The 16,215-nt window shown below is 71.1% G+C and carries 18 protein-coding genes; 11 read left to right on the forward strand and 7 right to left on the reverse strand.

Translation table 11 applies throughout. From position 1 onward, the window contains the following. Positions 1-52: 52 nt before the first annotated feature. Together IEW03_RS07720 and IEW03_RS07725 are read right to left on the reverse strand one after the other, a co-directional pair. Positions 53-1,357, reverse strand: coding sequence for an exo-beta-N-acetylmuramidase NamZ family protein (locus IEW03_RS07720; RefSeq protein ID WP_188523059.1), 1,305 nt, complete (start codon positions 1,355-1,357; stop codon positions 53-55). An 89-nt stretch (positions 1,358-1,446) separates the two neighbouring features. Beyond that, positions 1,447-3,255, reverse strand: coding sequence for a glycoside hydrolase family 3 protein (locus IEW03_RS07725; RefSeq protein WP_229737808.1), 1,809 nt, complete (start codon positions 3,253-3,255; stop codon positions 1,447-1,449). A 222-nt stretch (positions 3,256-3,477) separates the two neighbouring features. On the opposite strand from IEW03_RS07725, the gene IEW03_RS07730 reads away from it, so the two are divergent. The 3 genes from IEW03_RS07730 (at position 3,478) to IEW03_RS07740 (ending at position 4,674) form a co-directional block, all read left to right on the forward strand. Further along, positions 3,478-3,768, forward strand: a complete 291-nt coding sequence (locus IEW03_RS07730; protein WP_188523060.1) for an ArsR/SmtB family transcription factor — start codon at positions 3,478-3,480, stop codon at positions 3,766-3,768. Beyond that, positions 3,765-4,148 (forward strand): VOC family protein, encoded by a 384-nt coding sequence (locus IEW03_RS07735; RefSeq protein ID WP_188523061.1) that lies wholly within the window; start codon positions 3,765-3,767, stop codon positions 4,146-4,148. The genes IEW03_RS07730 and IEW03_RS07735 overlap by 4 nt, the downstream gene beginning before the upstream one ends. A 97-nt stretch (positions 4,149-4,245) precedes the next feature. Next, complete coding sequence (locus tag IEW03_RS07740; protein WP_188523062.1) at positions 4,246-4,674, forward strand: VOC family protein; 429 nt, start codon at positions 4,246-4,248, stop codon at positions 4,672-4,674. Positions 4,675-4,815: 141 nt separating this feature from the next. Here IEW03_RS07740 and IEW03_RS07745 read toward each other — a convergent pair whose 3' ends face one another. Next, on the reverse strand, positions 4,816-5,379 hold the full coding sequence (locus tag IEW03_RS07745) for a recombinase family protein (protein ID WP_188523063.1): 564 nt from the start codon (positions 5,377-5,379) through the stop codon (positions 4,816-4,818). 230 nt (positions 5,380-5,609) lie between these two features. Between IEW03_RS07745 and IEW03_RS07750 the strand changes: the two genes are divergently transcribed. After that, entirely contained in the window at positions 5,610-6,137 is a 528-nt protein-coding gene (locus IEW03_RS07750; protein WP_229737810.1) for a DUF2306 domain-containing protein, read from the forward strand. 30 nt (positions 6,138-6,167) lie between these two features. On the opposite strand, the gene IEW03_RS07755 is transcribed toward IEW03_RS07750, so the two are convergent. Beyond that, positions 6,168-6,482, reverse strand: coding sequence for a hypothetical protein (locus tag IEW03_RS07755; RefSeq protein ID WP_188523064.1), 315 nt, complete (start codon positions 6,480-6,482; stop codon positions 6,168-6,170). Between the two features lie 167 nt (positions 6,483-6,649). Between IEW03_RS07755 and IEW03_RS07760 the strand changes: the two genes are divergently transcribed. From IEW03_RS07760 to IEW03_RS07785, 6 genes are all read left to right on the forward strand, one after another. Beyond that, on the forward strand, positions 6,650-7,708 hold the full coding sequence (locus IEW03_RS07760; RefSeq protein ID WP_229737811.1) for a flavin-containing monooxygenase: 1,059 nt from the start codon (positions 6,650-6,652) through the stop codon (positions 7,706-7,708). A gap of 80 nt (positions 7,709-7,788) precedes the next feature. Then, entirely contained in the window at positions 7,789-8,970 is a 1,182-nt protein-coding gene (locus IEW03_RS07765) for an MFS transporter (RefSeq protein ID WP_229737812.1), read from the forward strand. A 33-nt stretch (positions 8,971-9,003) separates the two neighbouring features. Then, positions 9,004-10,014 carry a thioredoxin-disulfide reductase gene (gene trxB, locus IEW03_RS07770; RefSeq protein ID WP_188523067.1) on the forward strand — a complete coding sequence of 337 codons (1,011 nt, stop codon included), beginning with the start codon at positions 9,004-9,006 and terminating at the stop codon, positions 10,012-10,014. Continuing rightward, the gene (arsB, locus tag IEW03_RS07775) at positions 10,011-11,144 is read left to right on the forward strand and encodes an ACR3 family arsenite efflux transporter (RefSeq protein ID WP_188523068.1); all 1,134 of its coding nucleotides are present in this window, start codon (positions 10,011-10,013) and stop codon (positions 11,142-11,144) included. The genes trxB and arsB overlap by 4 nt, the downstream gene beginning before the upstream one ends. Further along, positions 11,141-12,208 (forward strand): metalloregulator ArsR/SmtB family transcription factor, encoded by a 1,068-nt coding sequence (locus tag IEW03_RS07780; RefSeq protein ID WP_188523069.1) that lies wholly within the window; start codon positions 11,141-11,143, stop codon positions 12,206-12,208. The genes arsB and IEW03_RS07780 overlap by 4 nt, the downstream gene beginning before the upstream one ends. Positions 12,209-12,223: 15 nt before the next feature. Beyond that, on the forward strand, positions 12,224-12,652 hold the full coding sequence (locus tag IEW03_RS07785; RefSeq protein ID WP_188523070.1) for an arsenate reductase ArsC: 429 nt from the start codon (positions 12,224-12,226) through the stop codon (positions 12,650-12,652). A gap of 418 nt (positions 12,653-13,070) precedes the next feature. On the opposite strand, the gene IEW03_RS07790 is transcribed toward IEW03_RS07785, so the two are convergent. Then, entirely contained in the window at positions 13,071-14,486 is a 1,416-nt protein-coding gene (locus IEW03_RS07790; RefSeq protein ID WP_188523071.1) for an FAD-dependent oxidoreductase, read from the reverse strand. Between the two features lie 83 nt (positions 14,487-14,569). Here IEW03_RS07790 and IEW03_RS07795 point away from each other — a divergent pair, with 83 nt between their 5' ends. Further along, the gene (locus IEW03_RS07795; protein WP_188523072.1) at positions 14,570-14,947 is read left to right on the forward strand and encodes an ArsR/SmtB family transcription factor; all 378 of its coding nucleotides are present in this window, start codon (positions 14,570-14,572) and stop codon (positions 14,945-14,947) included. Positions 14,948-15,068: 121 nt separating this feature from the next. On the opposite strand, the gene IEW03_RS07800 is transcribed toward IEW03_RS07795, so the two are convergent. Together IEW03_RS07800 and IEW03_RS07805 are read right to left on the reverse strand one after the other, a co-directional pair. Further along, entirely contained in the window at positions 15,069-15,680 is a 612-nt protein-coding gene (locus IEW03_RS07800) for a cadmium resistance transporter (RefSeq protein WP_188523073.1), read from the reverse strand. Beyond that, positions 15,674-16,045, reverse strand: coding sequence for an ArsR/SmtB family transcription factor (locus tag IEW03_RS07805; RefSeq protein WP_188523074.1), 372 nt, complete (start codon positions 16,043-16,045; stop codon positions 15,674-15,676). Before IEW03_RS07805 ends, IEW03_RS07800 begins: the two co-directional genes overlap by 7 nt. Positions 16,046-16,215 lie beyond the last annotated feature (170 nt).

A 16,215-nucleotide genomic window follows, 5' to 3' on the forward strand; every position in this document is an offset into this window, starting at 1 on the left:
CCCGGCCGCGCCAGGTCGTCACCATCACGTGGCCCGTGCCCTGCCGTGACGATCAGCGGCGGTAGAGCCGGTACGGCTCCGCACCCTCCTCGAACTCCTCGAGCCCGTCCTCCCAACCCGCGACGATCGTGTCGGGGTCGACACCGGCCTCGAGCTGGGCGCGGACGTCCTTCGACCCGCTCAGCAGGTCGATCCAGCACTCGTCCTGCGCGGTGCGGCAGGCCGTCCCTTCCCGCCAGTCCACCTCGTCGATCTGCGTGAACAAGGCGTCCAGGACGTGCAGGCCCACCCGCAGCGACTCGTACTCCTCGGCGTCGGTGATGTGGATCTCCAGACCGCCGGAGAACTTCCCGGCGTGCTTGCTGGCCGACGGGGTCGCCGACGCCGGACGGAAGGTCACGCCATCCAGCCCGCGCGCGTTGAGGTCCTGCGCGAGCGCGTACGACTCCGTCTCGTCGATGTACGGCGCCCCGAACCACAGGAAGGGCTTCGTGGTCCCGCGGCCCTCCGACACGTTGATCGACTCGATGAGACCCGTCCCCGGGTACACCAGCGCCGTCTCCCGGGTGGGGATGTTCGGCGAGGGCAGCACCCAGGGCATGTCCCAGTCGGTGCGGATGTCACCCGAGCGGTAGCCGGACATCCGCACGACCTCGAGGTCCGCCGGCGTCTCCAGCAGCTCACCGTTGAAGTACTGCGCGAGCTCCCCGACGGTCAGGCCGTGCTCCAGCGGGATCTCCCGCAGCCCGACGAACGAGCTCAGCTCGGGGTAGTCGAGGATCGGGCCGTCCGCCTCGTCGCCCAGCGGGTTCGGCCGGTCGAGGACGACGAACTCCTTGCCGTTCTCCGCCGCGGCCTCCATCGCGTAGTACATCGTCCAGATGTACGTGTAGAAGCGGGCGCCGATGTCCTGGATGTCGAAGACGAGCACGTCCACGTCCTCCAGCATCTCCGGCGACGGCTTCCGCGTCGGCCCGTACAGCGAGTACACCGGCAGGCCGGTGCGCTCGTCGACGTAGCTCTCCACGTAGGCGCCCGCCGGCACGCCGCCACGCACCCCGTGCTCCGGACCGTAGAGGGCCGTCACGTCGTAGCCGCCCGCCTCCTCACCCGCCACGAGCGCGTCGATGGTGGACGTCAGGTCCTGCGTCACGCCCGTGGGGTTGGTGACGAGACCCACCCGCTGCCCCTCCAGCAACCCCGGGTCGTCCAGGAGCCGCTCAACCCCGAGCTCGAGCTGCCCGCGTCCCTTCGAGGGCCATCCGCGGTCTGCCGGCTCACCCACCGCGAGCGGGGCGGTGACCCCCACCGCGAGCGCGGCCCCCACGGCCACGCTCTTCCAGTTGCGTCGATTCATGTCAGCTGCCTTCCACGAGGTCGTGCGAGAGGGAGTCGGCGGGCGCGGCGCTCGCTGCGCCCGCCGACACTGTGACCGTCCGCGGCCCGTCAGCCCCGGCCGTGGCCCGGGCCGCCGTAGCGCAGCCCGTACCCGAGCGGCAGCAGCTCACCGCTGCCGTCCGCCGTGGGCACCGCGACCGGGAGCGTGCCCCGCAGGTTCATGTCGCCCGCCAGCGCCCGCACCACTGCGGCGTAGTTGACGACGTTGTACCCGTAGCTGTTCAGCACCGCGTCGGCGTCGTCGAACACGTTGACGTCGTACGGGTTGCGAGCCGCGACCACGATCACGGGCTTGCCGGTCGCGGCCAGCGCTTCGACCATCTGCTGCTGCGCCGTGTTGCCGCTGGCGTTGTACGACGCGAAGACGACCGCGTCGGCGTCGGCCGCGGCGGCCACGGCGCGGGCGCGGTAGGCCGCGGACGGCGAGCTGCCGTTCTCGTAGTCCTCGCTCACGTCGAACCCACGGTCGGCGAGCATCGGGCCGAGCCGTTCCGGCCATGCGGCGCCGGCGCCGACCATGAGGACGGTGTCGTCGTCGGCGTCCAGCGGGAGGGTCCGCTGCTCGTTGCGCAGCAGCGTGATCGAGCGGTCCGCGATCTTCGCCGCCTGCTCCAGGTGCTCGTCGTTCCCGACGACGGCGTCGACCTCGGCGGGGTCGGCGAACGGGTCGTCGAGGACGCCGCGCTCGGCCTTCCACTCGAGGATGCGGGTGACCGACTCGTCCAGCCGCTCCTCGGTGATCGCCCCGTCGGCCACCGCCTGCTTGACGCCGGCGATGGAGGCGTCGACGTCGGGGGAGTTGAGCAGGATGTCGGAGCCGGCCTGGATCGCCATGACCGACATCTCCGCCTGCGACCAGTTGTCGGTCATCGCGGCCATGTCGAGGGCGTCGGTGGTGATGATCCCGTCGTAGCCCATCTCCTCGCGCAGCAGCCCGGTGAGGACGGCGGGGGAGAGGGTGCCGGGCAGGTCGGGGTCGATCGCCTCGACGATGATGTGCGCCGTCATGATCATGTCGACGTCGGCGGCGATCGCGGCCCGGAACGGCGCGAGGTGGTCGTCGAGCGTCTCCCGGTCGTAGGTGACGACCGGCAGCCCGTAGTGGGAGTCGGTCTCGGTGTCGCCGTGACCCGGGAAGTGCTTCGCCGTCGCGCCGATGTGCTTCTGGATGCCGGCGATCTGAGCGACGCCGAGCGCGCTGACCGCGGCCGGGTCCGCACCCATCGACCGGATGCCGATGACCGGGTTCTCCGGGTTGGTGTTGACGTCGAGCACGGGCGCGAAGTCGACGTTCACGCCCATGGCGTCCAGCTCGGAGCCCAGGATCTTGCCCTGCTTGAACGCGAGCTTCGGGTCGAACGTGGCGCCGAGGGCCATGTTGCCGGGCAGCTGGGTGGCCGGCGGCCCGATGCGTGCGACGAGGCCGCCCTCCTGGTCGATCGTCACGGCCAGAGGGATGCCCGGCCCGTCGTCGCCGAGGGCCGCCTCCTGCAACCCGTTCGACAGCCCGTTGACCTGCTGCGGGTCGGCGGTGTTGCCCGACCAGGCGAAGTAGAGCACGCCGCCGAGGTCGTACTTCTCGACCACCTCGGCGGGCGTGTCCACGCCGTAGCGTGCCTGGTTGCTGGCGGACATGGACGTGTCGTCGGCGGACGAGCCGTAGACGTGCGTCCACGTCATCTGGCCGATCTTCTCGTCCAGCGTCATGGCGTCGACCATCGCGGGGATGTCCGCGGCGTCGCCGCTCGACGCGTCGTGGGTGCTGGCCTGCGCGGGCGTGACGGCCGCGAGCAGCAGGCCGGCGCCCGCCACCATCGCCGTCGAGCGCACGAGGCGCCGGTTTCCTGGATCCTTCACGAGATCCTCCTGTGTCGGACGGCGCGACGGTGGTGACCGCTGGACGTCGTTGTCCAGGTGCGCCTGTGCTGGACGTTAGGAGCCGGGCGGGTCGACGTCAAGAGTTTCCCCATGTGGATCCAACTGATGAAGGAAGTTTCATACCGTTGTCGGCGTGGGCAGGGCGGGGGAGCGGCGGCGATCCCTTGACATGCAAGTGTCCGCTTACCTATCGTCGTCGGCATGGCGGACGAACTCTTCAAGGCGTTGGCCGACGCCACGCGCCGGACCATCCTCGACGAGCTCGCCGAGCGGTCCGGGCAGACACTGTTCGAGATCTGCACGCGCCTGAGCCAGAAGCACGGGCTCGCCATCTCGCGTCAGGCCGTGTCGCAGCACCTCGCCGTGCTCGAGGCGGCCGGGCTCGTCGTGAGCCGGCGCGAGGGCCGCTACAAGTTCCACGACCTGGACGCCGCGCCGCTCGAGCACCTCGCCGAGCGCTGGACCCGACCCCACCGGGAGGACACCGCATGAGAATCCACCTGACGAGCGTCTTCGTCGACGACCAGGAGCAGGCCCTGCACTTCTACACGGACGTGCTGGGCTTCACCACGAAGCACGACGTGCCGGTCGGGACGGACCGGTGGCTCACCGTCGTCTCGCCGGAGGAGCCGGACGGCGTCGAGCTGCTGCTGGAACCGTCCAGCCACCCGGCGGTCGGCCCGTACAAGGAGGCCCTGGTGGCCGACGGCATCCCGGCCGCGTCCTTCGCCGTCGACGACGTGCACGCCGAGTACGACCGGCTGCGCCTGTTCGGCGTGGAGTTCACCCAGGAGCCCCTGGATGCGGGCCCGGTCACCACGGCGGTCTTCGACGACACCTGCGGCAACCTCATCCAGATCCAGTCGACCTGAGCCGGCCCGGCGGGCACGCGCCGACCGGGGGGAGCGATGACTCCTTCGCCCTGGCGGGGTCGACAGGACGACACCGACCACGACGAAGGGTTTCGCCATGGACATGACTCTGGAGGTCGTCATCCTCCCGGTGAGCGACATCGACCGCGCGGTCGCTTTCTACCGCGACCAGGTCGGGTTCCATCTCGACCACGACACCCGCACCGAGCACATGCACGTCGTGCAGCTGACGCCCGAGGGCTCGGGATGCTCGGTCGTGGTGGGCGACCTGCCGGCCCAGCGGGAGATGGCGCCGGGGTCGATGCACGGGCTGCAGCTGGTCGTCGCCGACGCGGCGGCCGCCAGGGCCGAGCTCGTGGCGAGGGGCGTCGACGCGTCGGAGGTGCGGCAGGTCGCACCCGGTGACGGCGGCACGTTCTTCGGGTTCACCGACCCGGACGGCAACACGTGGGCGGTCCAGGAGATCGCGGCTCGCGGCAGGACGCCGTTGATCCCGCTCGAGGCGCGCGGAGCCTCCGGCTCCTAGAGCACGTTCCGACCTCGGGACGGCCGGCAGAACGGCCCTGCTGCACACCTCCTGCAAACTGGTAGGGGTGCGTGCTCGTGAGGTGCGAGTTCCTGGGCCGACCGAGCCTCGCGCAGCGGTTCGGCGGCGATGCCTTGAACATCACGCATGGCCGGCGAGGTGTCGGCGGACCGTGGATACCGACACTCCGAGCGCCCGCGCGACGGCGGCCACAGACTGTCCGCCGGCGACGGATGCTCGCGCCGTGGCGAGTCGTTCCGGCGACATCACGGTCGGGCGCCCGCCGACCCGTCCGCGCGAGCGCGCGGCCGCCAGGCCGTCGAGGGTGCGTTCCCGGATGAGGTCGGCCTCCATCTGGGCGAGCGCGGCGAGCATGTGCACCATGAACCGGCCGGCCGACGTGCTGGTGTCGATCTGCTCGGACAGCGACCGCAGGGCGACTCCGCGGCGCTCCAGCTCGTCGACGACGCGCACGAGGTGGGACACGCTTCGCCCGAGGCGGTCGAGCTTCGTCACGACGACGGAGTCGTCCTCGTCGAGCTCGGCCATGAGCGCTGCAAGGACCGGTCGGTCGTCGTGGCGGCCGGACGCGGTTTCGACCCGCAGATGCCGCGCGTCGACGCCGGCCGCGAGGAGCGCGTCGCGCTGTCCGTCGAGGTTCTGCGTCGACGTCGAGACCCGCGCGTAGCCGAAGGTGATCGCCATGCCACGACCGTAGCGAAAACCCCCGCCGGAGGTTCTGAACCGGCGGGGGTTTTGAACGGGGTTTTTGAGCGGCGTGTCGTCGGCGCGTCGAGCGCGCGGTCCGGCCGCGTCAGAAACGGTCAGTTTTGACTGGGTGGGCGCGCTTGTTGGAGTTCGCCAACGCTGGGACCAGCGGAGCTGATCGGTGAGACTCTGGAGCCGGGGCGGCAGCGGAGCCTTCGGAGGCAATCGTGGTCGACATTCCCGGTCTTCCTGTGCCGGACGCGGGGCCGGTGTTCGCGTTCGCCCTCCTTGTGCACATCGCGGCCGGGGTCACGGCGGTTCTCGCGGGCCTGGTCGCGATGCTGACTCGCAAGGGTGGCGCCTGGCACATGGGTGCAGGACGCGTCTTCCTCGTCGGAATCGTCGCGTTGTTTGCCACGATGGCCGTCATGACGGTGATCCGTTGGCCCGCGACTGCGCATCTGGCGGCGCTTGGTGCGAGCGCGCTATCGGCCGCAGCGCTCGGGTGGCGCAACCGGCGCCGTGGTGGGAGCGACGGCGCGCATATCGCGTGGATGAGCCTGGCGTACGTCGCGATGCTGACGGCGTTCTACGTCGACAACGGGCCACATCTGCCGGTGTGGGAACGGTTGCCGGACTGGTCGTTCTGGTTCCTGCCCGCGGCCGTTGGCGCTCCGCTGACGATCCGAGCGATCCGGCGTCACCAGGGGGGTAGTCCTGCTTCTCCGGCTGTGAGGGGCCGTTCCGAAACGTGAGCAGCGTTGGGGTGACGGTCGGTTGGGGCGTCAGTGCGCGGCGTGCTCTTCGAGCGCTGCCGTCAGCTCATGGTCGGCAGGCACGCCGCGCAACCCTCCCGCGGGCGAGGGGTAGACGCGGCAGGCAACCCCTGGGTGCGCTTGGGGCGCAGGAAAGAGGTCCCGGCCGTCGATGTAGAACGACGGCGACCCGACGAAGCCGCGCGCCTGGGCCTGGTCCGCGTCGCCGATCATCACAGTGGCGATCGGCGCGTTGATCCCGGCGTGATCCAGGGCGCGTTGTAGTGCGGCGCGGGCGGGTGCCTCGTTGGGGCAGGAATCGACGACCAGGAGCTCAACCTTCACCGCTCAATTGTCCCTCGGGCTCCAGTCGCGCGCTGGCGGGCTGCGATGCCACCGCTTGATCGAGGAGGCTGCAGGCAGCGACGATCCGGGCCGTCGCTACCCGTCCCATTGATATATTTACAGATGTCGATAGGTTGTCCCGTGTGACTACGTCTTCAACGCATCGGGTGATCATCGTCGGCGCCGGGCAGTCTGGTCTTGCGGCAGCGCGGGCTGTGCAAGTTCGCGGCTTGGAACCGCTCGTGCTGGAGGCTGAGGACAGGCCGGTGGGCTCGTGGCCGTCGTACTACGACAGTCTGCGGCTGTTTTCCCGGGCGAAGTACAGCGGCTTCCCCGGGTTCGTGTTCGGCGGCGATCCTGACCGCTACCCGCACCGGGACGAGGTGGTCGACCATCTGGCGCGGTACGCCGACCACCTCGGCGTGGAGATCCGCACCCGCACCCGTGTGGACACGGTCTCGGCGACCGGGGCCGGGTACGCGATCCGCACGGAGACGGGTGACGAGCTCGAGGCCGATGGGGTGATCGCAGCGACAGGCTCGTTCCCTAATCCCGTGTACCCCAAGCTGCCCGGCCTGGAGTCCTTCACCGGCGACGTGGTCCACGCCGCCGACTATCGCAACCCGGAGCCGTTCGCCGGGCGACGGGTGGTCGTGGTGGGTGGCGGGAACTCCGGGGTGCAGATCGCCCACGAGCTGGCGGCGGTGAGTGATCTGACCCTCGCCACGCGTGCTCCGGTCGCGTTCCTCGGACAGCGGCCGTTGGGCCGAGACGTGCACTTCTGGTTCGGCGCGTTGGGCTTCGACCGGCTGCCGCCGGCTGTGCTGCGGCGCTTGGTGCGCGGGCCGTTGGTGCTGGACACCGGCTCCTACCGGGCCGCGCTCGAGAGCGGCTCGGTGCGCCGTCGACCGATGTTCGCTGCTCTGGACGGTGACGAGGTGGTGTGGAGCGACGGGACGCGGGAGCACCTGGATGCGCTTGTCCTGGCGACCGGGTATCGGCCCGCCGTGGGGTATCTGCGCGACCTGGGCGCCGTGGACGAGCAGGGCGCACCGCACCATCGTGGCGGGATCTCCCTCACGCATCGCGGCCTGGGATACGTCGGCCTCGAGCTGCAGCGCTCGTTCGCGTCCAACACGCTGCGCGGGGTGCACCGCGACGCCGCCCATGTCGCGGCCGCGGTGACGGCGCAGGCCCGCAGCGCGCCCACCTTGGTCGGCTCGTGAGCGCGACCGCGACTGTGGCCGGACAACCACCTCGCGGGCCGCTGGTGACGCTGTGCCTGACGCAGGTCGTGGGTTGGGGCGTGCTCTACTACACCTTCCCGGTCGCCCTGCCGGCCATCACCGCCGACACGGGATGGACTCAGGCCAGCACCATGGCTGCGTTCTCCGCGGCACTGGTCGCCGCGGCGGCTTTCGGGCTCGTGGTGGGCCGGCGCATCGACCGGGTCGGGCCCCGTGCGGTGATGACTGCCGGATCGGTGCTCGGGACCCTCGCCATGCTCGGCGTCGCGCTCGCCCCCACCTTGGCGTGGTTCGTTGCCGCTTGGGTGCTGGCCGGGGTGGCGCAGTCGATGGTGCTGTACGCGCCGGCGTTCACCGCGATCACCCATTGGTACGGCGCCGGGCGAGCTCGGGCGCTGCTCGTGCTGACCTTGGTCGGTGGGCTGGCCAGCACGATCTTCGCGCCGGTGACCACGGCCCTGATCGAGCACGTTGGCTGGCGCCAGACCTACCTCGTCATGGCCGCGGCCTTGGCGATCGTCACCGTCCCGGCCCATGCGATCGGGCTGCGCGCCCCCTGGCCACCGCGCGAGCCTGCCGAGCCCCGGTCCCTAGGCGGGTGGCGACCCATCGCCCGGTCCCGGGCGTTCGTCTGCCTGACCGTCGCCACCTCGCTGGGAGCGTTCGCGATGTATGCCGCCACGATCCATCTGGTTCCGATGCTGACCTGGCGTGGCATGAGCGCCGCCGCCGCGGCCTGGGCGCTCGGGCTGTCCGGCGCGGGGCAGCTGCTCGGGCGTCTGGCCTATGGTCCTATCGCGACCCGCACCACGCCTGCACCGCGCGCGAGCATCATCCTGGCCGCCGTCGGCCTCGCGATCGCGGCCGTGGGACTGCTGGGAGGGCCGCCCGTCGCGTTGATCGCGGTCGCGGTCGTCCTCGGCCTCGGTCGCGGCGCCTACACGCTCCTGCAGTCCACCGCCATCAGCGACCGGTGGGGCACCGCCGGGTTCGGTGCCCTGTTCGGCATCCTCAACGCCCCCACGACCCTCGCGATGGCACTCGCTCCATGGGCTGCCGCAGCCCTCGAGGAAGCCACCGCCTCCTACCCCGTGACCTTCGTCTTCCTGGCCGCCGTCGCCGGCCTTGCCGCCCTTGCCGCCCTCGCTACCGGTGTGAGACCGCTGGCCAGGCCATCGGCCGACGGGGCCCGGCTGAGCGAGGCGCGACGATCGGTCGCGCCCGCCGGTTGGCGCGAGTAGACAAACTGTATCGACAAGTCTCAATATAGAGGTATGTCGATACAGCAGGTGGAAGAGTTGGTCATCGTCGGGTCGGGTCCCGCCGGGTACACGGCGGCCGTCTATGCCGCGCGGGCGGGTCTGGCGCCGGTCGTCATCGCCGGCTCCGTGACCGCGGGCGGCGCGCTGATGAACACCACCGAGGTGGAGAACTTTCCCGGCTTCCCGACCGGCATCCAGGGCCCCGACCTCATGGAAGCCATGCGTGAGCAGGCCGAGAGCTTCGGCGCCACGGTGCTGTGGGACGACGCCGAACAGGTCGAGCTCACCGGCGACCTCAAGACCATCGTCACCGGCGGCGGCGAGACCTTCAAGGCCCGCGCCGTCATCCTCGCCACCGGCTCCGCCTACCGCGAGCTCGGCCTGCCCGAGGAGAAGCAGCTCTCCGGACGCGGCGTCTCCTGGTGCGCCACCTGCGACGGCTTCTTCTTCCGCGACCAGCACATCGCCGTGGTCGGCGGCGGCGACTCCGCGATGGAGGAGGCCACCTTCCTCACCCGCTTCGCGTCCAAGGTCACCGTCGTACACCGCCGAGACTCCCTGCGCGCCTCCAAGATCATGGCCGACCGCGCCCAGGCGAACCCGAAGATCGAGTTCGCCTGGAACAGCGAGGTCGCCGCGATCGGCGGCGAGAACAAGGTCACCGGCGTCACCCTGCGCGACACCGTCACGGGCGAGACGCGCGAGCTCGACGCGACCGGCCTGTTCGTCGCCATCGGGCACGACCCGCGTACCGACCTCGTCAAGGGCCAGATCGACCTCGACGACGAGGGCTACATCCTCGTCGAGGGCCGCTCCACCCGCACCAACCTGCCCGGCGTCTTCGCCTGCGGCGACGCCGTCGACCACACCTACCGCCAGGCCATCACCGCCGCCGGCTCCGGCTGCGCCGCCGCCATCGACGCCCAGTCGTACCTCAGCGCATTTCTCGACATCGAAGGCCACGACGATCTCGAGGGCGCGCCCACGGACGCGCTCCCCGCGGCGCTGGAGGAGGTCCGATGAGCAAGGCGCCGACCACACAGGCCGCCGCGCGGCGACTGTCCACCCTCGACCGGTGGCTGCCGGCCTGGATCGGGCTGGCGATGATCGCGGGCCTGCTGCTGGGCCGGTTCGTCCCGGCGCTGTCGGACGTGCTGGCCTCGATGGAGGTCGGCGGCATCTCGGTGCCGATCGCGCTCGGCCTGCTGGTGATGATGTACCCGGTGCTGGCCAAGGTCCGCTACGACAAGGTCGCCACCGTCACCGGGGACAAGAAGCTGCTGGCCAGCTCGCTGATGCTGAACTGGATCGTCGGGCCGGCGCTGATGTTCGCCCTGGCCTGGACGTTCCTGCCCGACCTGCCGGAGTACCGCACCGGGCTGATCATCGTCGGGCTCGCCCGCTGCATCGCGATGGTGGTCATCTGGAACGACCTCGCGTGCGGGGACCGGGAGGCCGCCGCCGTGCTGGTGGCGATCAACTCCGTGTTCCAGGTCGTCGCGTTCTCCCTGCTCGGGTACTTCTACCTGACCGTGCTGCCCGGCTGGCTCGGCCTGGACACCCAGGGCCTGGACATCTCGATCGGGCAGATCGCGCTCAACGTCCTGGTCTTCCTCGGCATCCCGCTCGTCGCGGGCTTCGCCTCCCGCCGGCTCGGCGAACGCGCCAAGGGGCGCGACTGGTACGAGGAGAAGTTCGTCCCACGCATCGGCCCGTGGGCCCTGTACGGGCTGCTGTTCACGATCGCGCTGCTGTTCGCCCTGCAGGGTGAGCAGGTGACGTCCCACCCGCTCGACGTCGCCCGCATCGCGCTGCCGCTGCTGGTCTACTTCGCCGTCATGTGGGGCCTCGGGATGGTCCTCGGGCGAGCGCTGCGGCTCGGGTACGCACGCTCGGCCACGCTGGCGTTCACCGCGGCGGGCAACAACTTCGAGCTCGCCATCGCGGTCGCGATAGGGACCTTCGGCGCCGCCTCCGGGCAGGCGCTGGCCGGGGTCGTCGGGCCGCTCATCGAGGTCCCCGTCCTGGTGGGCCTGGTCTACGTGTCCCTGTGGGCCGCCCGCCGTTGGTTCGGCGTCGACCCCTGCGCCACCCCCGACACCACCGGCGCCGCCGACGGTGCCAAGCAAGAGCTGGACGAGGTGAGGTCATGACCACCACCGATGGGACCGACACGAAGCGGGCGGACCTGCCGCTGACCGTGCGCGACCCGGACTGCGGGCCCAGCATCGAGACGCACGCGATCGGCACCGAGGCCGCCGGCGTCGTCGCGAGCACGCTCAAGGCCCTGGCCGAGCCGCTGCGGCTGCGGATGCTGTCCTTCCTGGCCACCGCTCCGGGCGGGGAGGCATGCGTGTGCGACCTGGCCGAGCTGACCGACGTGTCCCAGCCGACGGTGTCCCACCACCTCAAGGTGCTGCGCGACGTCGGCGTGCTCGCCTCCGAGCGTCGCGGCACCTGGGTCTGGTACCGCATCACCCCCGGCTACAAGGCCGCGATCAGCACCCTGCTGGAGTCCTTCGCCCCGGCCGCCTTGGACGCCCTCGGCCCGCACCCACACCTGACCGGGCTCGAGGACGCCGACGGCGCCCTGGACCGGCTCGCCCGCGAGCTCACGATGGCGCACTCCGACCTGGGTGCCGACGTCATCCTGCGCACCGTGCGCGAGTCCTACACCGCGCTGGCGCGCTCGGCCAAGGTCTCCGCCCACCTGCTGACGCTCACCGAGCGGTTCGCCCTCCAGCGCCTCGCCGACCTGACCCGCGACGCCTCTCGCGGCGACTCCACCGGCGGCGCCGAGCATGCCGGTCCGCCCCAGGTGCTGTTCGTGTGCGTCGCCAACGCCGGCCGCTCCCAGCTCGCCGCCGCGCTCGTGCGGCACTACGCCGGCGACCGGGTCGTCGTCCGCTCCGCCGGCTCCACCCCGGCCGCCGACGTCCACCCGGCCGTGCGGCCCGAGCTCGCCGCCCTCGGCGCCGACGAGCCGTTCCCCAAGCCGCTGACCGACGACGCGGTCCGCGCCGCCGACGTCGTGATCACCATGGGCTGCGGCGACGTCTGCCCGATCCTGCCCGGCAAGCGGTACGAGGACTGGCTCGTGGGCGACCCCGCCCTGGCCTCGCCCGCGGGCGTCGCAGCCATCCGCGACGAGCTCGACACCCACGTGCGAGCCCTGCTCGTCGACCTGCTGCCCGACCTCGGCCTGCCCACCCCCTGACCTGACGGAGCCACCATGACCGACACCACCACCACGAAGCCGTCCGCCCTGTTCGTCTGCGTGCACAACGCCGGCCGCTCCCAGATGGCCGCGGGCTTCCTGCGCGCCCTGTCCGGCGGCGCCGTCGAGGTGCGGTCGGCCGGCTCGATGCCCGCCGACCGCATCAACCCCGTCGCCGTCGAGGCCATGGCCGAGGCCGGCATCGACATCACCGCCGAGCAGCCCAAGGTGCTCACCACCGACGCCGTGCAGGCCTCCGACGTCGTCATCACCATGGGCTGCGGCGACGCCTGCCCGATCTTCCCCGGCAAGCGGTACGAGGACTGGGAGCTCGACGACCCCGCCGGGCAGGGCCTCGACGCCGTCCGACCCATCCGCGACGACATCGAGCGTCGCGTCCGCGGCCTGCTGGCCTCGCTGGACATCACGCCCGTCGCGCACTGACGCGGCATCTGGCCGGCCCGCCCGCCCTGGAGCGACGACGGGGCCACACCCTCAGGGTGCGGCCCCGTCGTCATGTCCTGCTCGAGGTGAGGATCGACGTCAAGCCGTCGCGCAGCACGGCGCCGGCTCAGCGCTGCGCGGCGCGAGACGGGCAGCGGCACCCGAAAGCCGATCGGCCCCCCATCCTCGCAGCCGGATCCACCCAGCCACAGCCCGCGTCGCTCGCACCTCCATGTCGCCGCGTTCACGTGCGACACGCAGATACTCACGTTGCCGTTCCTGCTCGCGTTCCTCCTGCTCGAAGACGAACTTCGCCAGTTCAGGGTCCATGGGCTCGATCTCCTCCTCGATCCACGCGGCGCGTCAGCGGCGCACCGCACACCTCAGCGACATGGCCATCGGGGCATGCCCGACGGATTCAGTCCTCGCCGTCGCCCGAACGCCCGTGCACGATGCCGGACGCGAAGCCAACCCCGGCCGGTACGCCTACGCCGAGCGTGACGAGCTGCGGCTCGGCCGGTGCGGTGCCGCAGCACGACCCGGCTGCGGACTCGCCGTCAGCCTCCAGGGCGAGGTCGCTAGAGCAGACGCCGGTGGCGGGCAGGTTCAGCTCGACGGCGTCGGCCGCGGCCCGGTCGCCGGCCAGCGCCGCGGCGACGGACCGGACCTGCTCGTACCCCGTCGCGAGTAGGAACGTCGGCGCGCGGCCGTAGGACTTCATGCCGACGAGGTAGAAGCCGTCGTCCGGGTGGGACAGCACCTGCTCGCCGTGCGGGGGCACGGTGCCGCAGGAGTGCTGGTTCGGGTCGATGAGCGGCGCCAGAGCGCTCGGGGCCTCGACGACGGGGTCGAGGTCGAGGCGCACCTCGCGCAGCATGCTCAGGTCGGGCCGGAAGCCGGTGGCGTTGACGATCGCGTGCACGTCCAGGGCCAGCGGCTCGTCCTTCGCGGTGCCGAGCACCTGCACGGACTCGGCCCCCGGGACCAGCTGCTCGACCGAGACCCGGGTGAGCAGGCGCAGGCGGCCGGCGTCGACGGCCTCGCGCAGGCGGGTGCCGAGGAGCCCACGGGCGGGCAGCTCGTCGTCGGTGCCGCCGCCGAACAGGCGGCGCGCGGACCCTCCGCGGATCGCCCACGTGATCGTGGTGCCCGGCGACGTCTCGGACAGCTCGACCAGGCTCAGCAGGGTGTTCGCCGCGGAATGCCCCATGCCCACGACCAGGGTGTGCCGGCCGGCGAAGCGGTCACGCTGCGCGCCGAGGACGTCGGGCAGCGGCCCGGTGACGAACGGCGCAGCCTCGGACTCGCCCGCGGCCGGCAGACCGGAGACCCCGAGCGGGTTGGAGGTGTCGTACGTCCCGGAGGCGTCGACCACCGCGCGGGCCAGGACGTCGGCGACGCGACCGGCAGCGTCGACCGTGCGGACCCGGTAGCCGCGTCGCTCACGCCCGAGCGAGCGGGTCTTGTCTGCACCGTCGCGGGCGACGGCGAGCACGCGGGTGCCGGTGCGCAGCCTGGACGCGATCTGCGGGGTCGCGGCCAGCGGAGCGAGGTAGCCCTCGACGAGCTCTCGCCCGGTCGGCAGGGCGTCGGCGTCGGGCGCCGTCCAGCCGGTCGGCTCGAGCAGGCGACGGGCCGCGGCGTCGACGTCGTACCGCCACGGCGAGAAGAGCCGCACGTGACCCCAAGACGCGACGGCCGCGCCGGCGCTCTCGCCCGCTTCCAGCACCAGCGGTTCCAGGCCGCGCTCCAGCAGGTGTGCCGCCGCGGCCAGCCCTACCGGGCCGCCGCCGATCACGACCACGGGCAGGTCGTTCCGAGCAACCTCGCTCATCACCACTCCTCACATCGAGAACCATCGATACGGCGATCCTGAACCACCCATCGACGAATGTCAATCTATGCGAGAATAGGGTCATGACCACGACCGCGCCCGCTCTCTTGCCCCTCGCCGCATCTGCGGACGGCGGCTGCTGTGCTCCCGCGCTCACCCAGGCAGTCGAGCCCGAGGTCGCCCAGGAACTCGCCCGGTCGTTCAAGGCACTCGCCGACCCCGCCCGCGTCCAGCTGCTAGCCATCGTCGCCACCCAGCCCGGCGCCGAGGCCTGCGTCTGCGACCTCACCGAACCCGTCGGCCTCTCGCAGCCGACCGTCAGCCACCACCTCAAGATCCTCACCGAGGCCGGCCTCCTCAAGCGCGAGCAGCGCGGCCGCTGGGCCTACTTCTCCCTCGCATCCGGCGCCCTCCCCGCACTCGTCGGCTCCCTGTCGTCGGTGACGCAGGTCGACGCCTAGCCTCCGGGCGGCCCGAGGTTTTTGAAACCTCGAAACCCGATTCTGACGCGCCTCAGAATCGGTCAGTTCTGACGCGGGCGAAACCCTTGGCGAGTTACGACAAGCGGGTCGCGTTGTGGCGTCACAGAAGGCTCCCGATGTGCGCCAGGGTCCCGGACTCGATCAGGATGAACACGCCGAGGCCAATGAAGACCGCAGGCACGAGCCAGTGCTCGACTTTCTCCAGCGCCTCGGTGACCTTCTCGTTGGTGCCGATCGTGCGTGCGAGCAGGCACCACAGGGCGAGCAGGACGAGGAAGACGACGATCGTGACTAGGGCGTCGGTGGTCGACATTGTGCGGAACACCGGGGTGTAGATCGCGATGTTGTCGCCGCCGTTGGCGATCGTGATCCCGGCAACGCCGAGGAGACCGACGGCCTTGAGCGCGGACTCCGCCTCGTCGTCATCGTCGTTCCCGCGCAGGGTGCGCACCAGCGCCAGGACGCCGATAGCCAGCGGGATTAGGCCCAGCAGGCCAACCCACTCGTCCGGGACGATCGTCAGGCCGAGAGCGGCGAGGAAGCTGACCGCGATTAGCGTGACGAGACCGAGGTACTGCCCGGCGACGATCTGCCACCCGCGTAGCCGTGAGGTCCCGCGCGCGGCGACGGCGAACAGGACGGTCAGTACCACGATGTCGTCGATGTTGGTCGCGACGAACAGCCCGGCCGCGGCCGCGATCGTGCTCAGCATGCGGAGTCCTGCCCGTCCATGCCGTAGGTCGGGCACAGCGCGACGGCACTGCCCGTCGCAGCGAGCAGCGTCTCTGCCGCAGCGAGCATGTCCAGCAGCTCGGGGCGCGCCAGGGAGTAGTAGACCCGACGGCCCTCCATGCGCCCGTCGACCAGCCCGCAGTCCTTCAAGCAACCCACGTGCGAGGACACCGTCGACTGCGCCAGGCCAAGGTCTCGCGTCAGCTCTGCTACCCGAGCCTCGCCGACCGCCAGTCGTCGCACGATCGCCAGCCGCGCCGGGTCACCCAGTGACCGGAACAGCGCAACCGCCGGCTCCGCGTCCGCCCTGCTCGCAACCTGCGCCTCGCGCTCTATGATCGACATGAAACGATGATAGCCGGGTTATATCGATGGGTCGTCCAGTGAGAGCGCCCAGAGCTCCGGATGCCCTGCCCCGAATCCCCGCGCGCCAGTCGCGCAGAATGGGCCGTTCGTGGTGGATGCAGAACCTTCATTTTTGCGGGCTACAAGCGGTCGGGTTCTGACCGAGGTGA

Source organism: Isoptericola cucumis (assembly GCF_014635665.1).
Lineage (GTDB): Bacteria > Actinomycetota > Actinomycetes > Actinomycetales > Cellulomonadaceae > Isoptericola > Isoptericola cucumis.